The sequence below is a fragment of the Stenotrophomonas sp. PS02300 genome, from assembly GCF_029959395.1.
Lineage (GTDB): Bacteria > Pseudomonadota > Gammaproteobacteria > Xanthomonadales > Xanthomonadaceae > Stenotrophomonas > Stenotrophomonas maltophilia_AD.
The window spans coordinates 1-3726 of sequence record NZ_JASCOP010000214.1 but is presented as its reverse complement, the minus strand read 5'-3'; the positions used below and the strand labels follow the sequence as shown (position 1 = coordinate 3726).

2 protein-coding genes and 2 tRNA genes are annotated in these 3726 nt (G+C 67.4%); all 4 read right to left on the bottom strand.

What is annotated here, in order from left to right; all coding sequences use genetic code 11:
- Positions 1–399: 399 nt before the first annotated feature.
- A tRNA-Glu gene (locus tag QMX79_RS20335) sits at positions 400–475 on the bottom strand.
- A gap of 54 nt (positions 476–529) precedes the next feature.
- Positions 530–605 (bottom strand) — tRNA-Ala (locus tag QMX79_RS20330).
- Positions 606–661: 56 nt separating this feature from the next.
- Positions 662–3013, bottom strand: a complete 2352-nt coding sequence (locus tag QMX79_RS20325) for a heavy metal translocating P-type ATPase (RefSeq protein ID WP_282248391.1) — start codon at positions 3011–3013, stop codon at positions 662–664.
- Positions 3010–3408, bottom strand: a complete 399-nt coding sequence (locus QMX79_RS20320) for a heavy metal-responsive transcriptional regulator (protein WP_282248390.1) — start codon at positions 3406–3408, stop codon at positions 3010–3012. The genes QMX79_RS20325 and QMX79_RS20320 overlap by 4 nt, the downstream gene beginning before the upstream one ends.
- Positions 3409–3726 lie beyond the last annotated feature (318 nt).

Sequence of the window (3726 nt, the reverse complement as noted above, 5' to 3'; positions counted from 1 at the left end):
GTGTGGGGGTACGGGGGGCGCCGTGAACCCATCCTTGGGGGCTCTTACCAAACATCCATGTTTGGTAAAGCCCCCGTACCCCCACACCCGCCGGCCCCTCCACGGTGTGTCGGCGGCCATGAGAGACGCAGCAATAGGGCGTAGAGCCATGCCATGCGTGGCTGCCTCTTCCGGCCGCGCAAGCAATCCATCGGGGAGGCAGGCGGGTAGCCCCTGTAGGGACTGTCAAAAACATGGATGTTTTTGCCAAGCCCCCAGGGATGGGTTCACGGCGTGTCCCGGAAGGGGCTGCCCGACTGCCTCCCGGCTCGCAGCAATCGAAACGCTGCTCTGCTTTCGATCTGATGAAGCACAAAAACAAAAAGCCCCGACCGAAGTCAGGGCTTTTTGTTTTGTAACTGGCGTCCCCACGGGGATTCGAACCCCGGTCGCCACCGTGAAAGGGTGATGTCCTAGGCCTCTAGACGATGGGGACGCACTTGAACCTTGAATTGTGTTCACTACCTTCCGATCGGCCTAATGATCGGAGTGGTGGAGCCAGGCGGGATCGAACCGCCGACCTCCTGCATGCCATGCAGGCGCTCTCCCAGCTGAGCTATGGCCCCACGTCGTGAGGAGCGAGATCATAGCGATGCTGTTTTGGAATGGCAAGAAAAAAGTGTCATGACGTGGGCAATCGTTGATGGCGAAGACGCAGCGCGTTGCTGATCACCGACACCGAACTAAGGCTCATCGCCACTGCCGCCAGCATCGGCGACATCGTGATGCCCAGCGGATACAGCACACCGGCCGCCACCGGAATGCCCAGGCCGTTGTAGAGGAACGCAAAGCCCAGGTTCTGCCGCATGTTGCGCACGCTCGCGGAAGACAGCTGGCGTGCGCGCAGGATGCCGCGCAGGTCGCCCTTGACCAGCGTCACCTGCGCGCTGGACATCGCCACGTCCGTGCCATTGCCCATCGCGATGCCGACGTTGGCGCTCGCCAGGGCGGGTGCATCGTTGATGCCGTCGCCGGCCATCGCCACCGTGCGGCCCTGCGCCTGCAGCGTGCGGATCAGTTCGGCCTTGTCCGCAGGGCGCATTTCACCGTGTACCTCGTCCAGGCCCAGCTCGCGCGCTACCGCTTCAGCCGTGGCCGTGCCGTCGCCGGTAGCCATCACGATGCGCAACCCATCGCGGCGCAGCTGTGCGATGGCTTCGGCGGTGGAGGCCTTGATCGGATCGGCCACGGCGATCAGCCCGGCCAGCGCGCCGTCGACAGCCAGGAACATCACGCTGGCTGCCGCCTGGCGCAGCCGTTCGGCATCGGCGTGCAGGGGCTGCAGGGAGATGCCGTGGTCGCCCATCAATGCCGCGTTGCCGAGCAGCAGTGCCTTGCCTTCAACGGTGCCACGCACGCCCAGGCCGGTGAGCGAATCGAAGTCCTCCACCGATGCGAGCGCACGCCCACGGCTGCGCGCCTCGCTGACAATCGCTGCCGCCAGCGGGTGTTCGCTGCCCTGGTCCAGGCTGGCCGCCCAGTGCAGCACGTCGTTGGCGTCGAATCCGGGCACCGCCTGCACGTCGCGGAACGCGGGGCGGCCTTCGGTCAGCGTGCCGGTCTTGTCCACCACCAGCGTATCCACGCCACGCAGCGCTTCGATCGCCTCGGCGTCGCGGAACAGCACGCCGTGCTGCGCCGCGCGGCCCGTGGCGACCATGATGGTCATCGGCGTGGCCAGGCCCAGGGCGCAGGGGCAGGCGATGATGAGTACCGCCACCGCACTGAGCACCGCGTGCGTCCACGACGGCTCGGGTCCGAACAGGCCCCAGCCGAAGAAGGTCAGCACCGCCACGCCCAGCACGGCGAGCACGAACCAGTAGGCGACCTTGTCGGCCATCCGCTGCATCGGGGCACGCGAACGCTGCGCCTGCGCCACCAACTGCACGATCTGCGCCAGCATGCTGTCCTCGCCCAGCCGTTCGGCGCGGATCACCAGGCTGCCGGTGCCGTTGAGGGTGGCGCCGATGACGGTGTCGCCCACGGTCTTGGCCACCGGTACCGCTTCGCCGGTCAGCATCGATTCGTCCACGGTGGAGCGACCTTCCAGCACGCTGCCATCCACCGGCACCGTTTCACCGGGGCGCACCCGCAGGCGGTCGCCGGGCTGCAGGGCGGTGATGTCCACGTCTTCCTCGCGGCCGTCGTCACGCAGCACCCGCGCGGTTTTCGGGGCCAGCCCCAGCAGTGCCTTGATCGCCGCCGAGGTCTGGGCACGGGCGCGCAGTTCCATCAGCTGGCCGAGCAGGGTGAGCGAGATGATCACCGCCGCCGCTTCGAAATACACGCCGACGTGGCCGTGCTGCTGGAACGATGGCGGGAACAGGCCGGGCGCGAGCGTCGCCACCACGCTGTAGCCGTACGCGGCCAGCACGCCGGTGCCGATCAGGGTCCACATGTTCGGGCTGCGGTTGCGGATGGACTGCGCCCAGCGCTGCACGAACGGCCAGCCCGCCCACAACACCACCGGCGTGGCCAGCACCAGCTCGATCCACACCCGCACGCCCGGCGGCACGCCGTGCAGCAGCGGGGTCATGGCCAGCATCGCCAGCGCCATGGTGGCGATGCTCAGCGGCAGGCTCCACCAGAAGCGCCGGCGGAAGTCGGTCAGTTCGGGATTCTCGCCCTCGTCCAGGCTGGGCATCATCGGCTCCAGCGCCATGCCGCAGATGGGGCAGGTGCCGGGGCCTTCCTGCACGATCTCCGGATCCATCGGGCAGGTGTAGAGCGTGCCGGCCGGTACCGGTTCGGCGATGTGCGAGGCCGGATCCAGGTAGCGCTGCGGCTCGGCGATGAACTTCCGCCGGCAGCCGTCGCTGCAGAAGTGGTAGTCGCTGCCGGCATGCCGGGCATGGTGGGCGGTGGTGGCCGGGTTGACGTCCATGCCGCAGACCACGTCCTTGACCGTGTTGCCCGCCGTGGCGCCCGCGCTACCGCCGTGCGCGGCGCAGCAGCTGCCTTTCGATGTGGTCATTGGCGTGGCTCCGTCAGTGCGCCCAGGATCGGGCACTGTTCCAGGCCGCCGTGGCCAGGGCAGGCGTCCACCAGCTGTTCCAGCGCGGCATGCATGCGCTGCAGCTCCGCAACGCGCTGCTCGATGTCCTGCAGCTTGAGCACCGCCGCCTCGCGGACCTGGGCCATGTCCTGGCCGCGCTGGTCGCTCAGGGCGAGCAGCTCGCCGATTTCTTCCAGGGTGAAGCCCAGCGCCTTGGCGCGGCGGATGAAGCGCAGGCGGGTCAGGTCGGTGTCGTTGAAGACCCGGTAGCCGCCGGCACTGCGCTGGGCAGTGGGCAGCAGATGCTGGCGCTCGTAGTAGCGCACGGTGTCGATGGGCACGCCGGCCTGGCGTGCAAGTTGTCCAATGTTCACGGCGACCTCTCTGGGGAGCAGGGGCCCAGTGTGAACCCTGGAGTCTGGTCAAGAGTCAAGGGTTTGCCGCAAAGCGGTTGCGTGTCGTTACCGGGCCGGATTTGCAACTTGTTTCATAGCTGCCGTGGGAGGCGCTCCGTACGCTCCATTGGAATCGCCGTCAGGCCTTGATCCAGCAGGGTTTGGCGGTCTCAGCAGCCGTTCCAGGAGCGCCGCCATGGATGCACTTCCCCCCTCTTCATCGCCATCCCCCAAACCCACGTCACCGACCCTGATGGAAGTGGCCGTGCTCGAATACCCCGGCAGCCTGCGTGCTGC

Excerpts from the sequence above, each read along its gene's own strand:
- QMX79_RS20325 (WP_282248391.1), bottom strand. The coding sequence starts at position 3,013 with ATGACCACATCGAAAGGCAGCTGCTGCGCCGCGCACGGCGGTAGCGCG.